The following is a 1,378-nucleotide window of genomic DNA, read 5'->3' as shown; positions in this document are numbered from 1 at the left end:
GGCTCCCTGATCACCCCCGGGCAGGACTGCACGGCCGCCACGCGCGCGTACGTGCAGCGGCCGCTCTACGACGCCTTCGTGGAGCGGACCGCGGCGCTCATGGAGACGGTCCGGCTCGGCGACCCCCTCGCCGCCGGCACCGACCTCGGCCCGCTGATCTCCCATGTGCAGCGGGACCGGGTCGCCGGATTCGTGGATCGGGCGCGGGCCTACGCGCGTGTGGTCACCGGCGGCGAGGCACCCGAGGGGGAGCTGGCCAAGGGCGCCTACTACCGGCCCACCCTGATCGCCGACGCGGCCCAGGACAGCGAGGTCGTCCAGTCGGAGATCTTCGGACCCGTCCTGGTCGTGCTGCCGTTCGACACCGACGACGAGGGCCTCGCGCTCGCCAACGACACCCCGTACGGCCTGGCCGCCTCCGCCTGGAGCCGGGACGTGTACCGGGCCAACCGGGCCACGCGCGAGATCAAGGCCGGCTGTGTCTGGATCAACGACCACATCCCGATCATCAGCGAGATGCCGCACGGCGGCCACAAGTCCTCCGGCTACGGCAAGGACATGTCCGCGTACTCGTTCGAGGAGTACACCCAGATCAAACACGTCATGTTCGACAACACCGCGGTGGCAGCGAAGGACTGGCACCGCACCGTGTTCGGGGACCGATAGCCGTTTGCAGGCCGCCTGACCAACGGCCGTCCACCCTCCGAAAGGGCACCACGCGCATGGAGCAGTACGCCTCCTCACGGACCGTGGGCACGCCGACGATCTCCACGCCGAAGTTCAGGTCCCGCACCATGCGGCGGATCAGCGCGAGCTGCTGGGCGTCCTTCTGGCCGTACAGGGCGACGTCGGGGCGGGTGAGGTGCAGCAGCTTGGCGACGACGGTGAGCATGCCGTCGAAGTGGCCGGGGCGGGAGGAGCCCTCCAGGCGCTCGCCCATGGGGCCCGCGGTGATGCGGACCTGGGGCTCGCCGCCCGGGTAGACCTCCTCCACGGCGGGGGCGAACACGACGTCAGCTCCCGACTGTCCGGCGAGGACGAGGTCGGCGTCCAGGGTGCGCGGGTAGCGGTCGAGGTCCTCGCCCTGGCCGAACTGGAGCGGGTTGACGAAGACCGTGACGACGACCTCGCCGTCCGGCCCGGCGATGCCGCGGGCGGTGCGGATCAGCGTGGCGTGGCCCTCGTGCAGCGCCCCCATGGTCATCACCACGGCGCGCCGGCCCGCATGCGCGCGTGCGTGCAGTTCGCCCGCGGTGCGCAGCAGGGTGGTGGTCATCGGGCGTCCCCTTCGGTGCCGTCGGTCCCGTGGGCGAGTAGCGAACACCCCGGCCACCGCGGGCGATCCGGGCGGCTCGACGACACCGGCGGCCAGGCAGAT

The 1,378-nt window shown here is 71.8% G+C and carries 1 protein-coding gene and 1 pseudogene; one reads left to right on the top strand and one right to left on the bottom strand.

Features of this window, described 5'->3' with window-relative positions; translation table 11 throughout:
- Positions 1-666 (top strand): aldehyde dehydrogenase family protein (locus tag ABZ281_RS49405; protein WP_356665391.1); only part of this gene is annotated, 666 nt, incomplete at its 5' end.
- A 70-nt stretch (positions 667-736) separates the two neighbouring features.
- Here the strand turns inward: ABZ281_RS49405 and ABZ281_RS49400 are convergent.
- A pseudogene (locus ABZ281_RS49400) lies at positions 737-1,276 on the bottom strand (pantoate--beta-alanine ligase); the annotation flags it as partial.
- Positions 1,277-1,378 lie beyond the last annotated feature (102 nt).

It is taken from the genome of Streptomyces sp. NPDC006265, assembly GCF_040613555.1.
In the GTDB taxonomy this organism is placed as follows: domain Bacteria; phylum Actinomycetota; class Actinomycetes; order Streptomycetales; family Streptomycetaceae; genus Streptomyces.
Note: the sequence above shows the minus strand (reverse complement) of the source record. Positions and strands in the feature narration are given on the sequence as shown.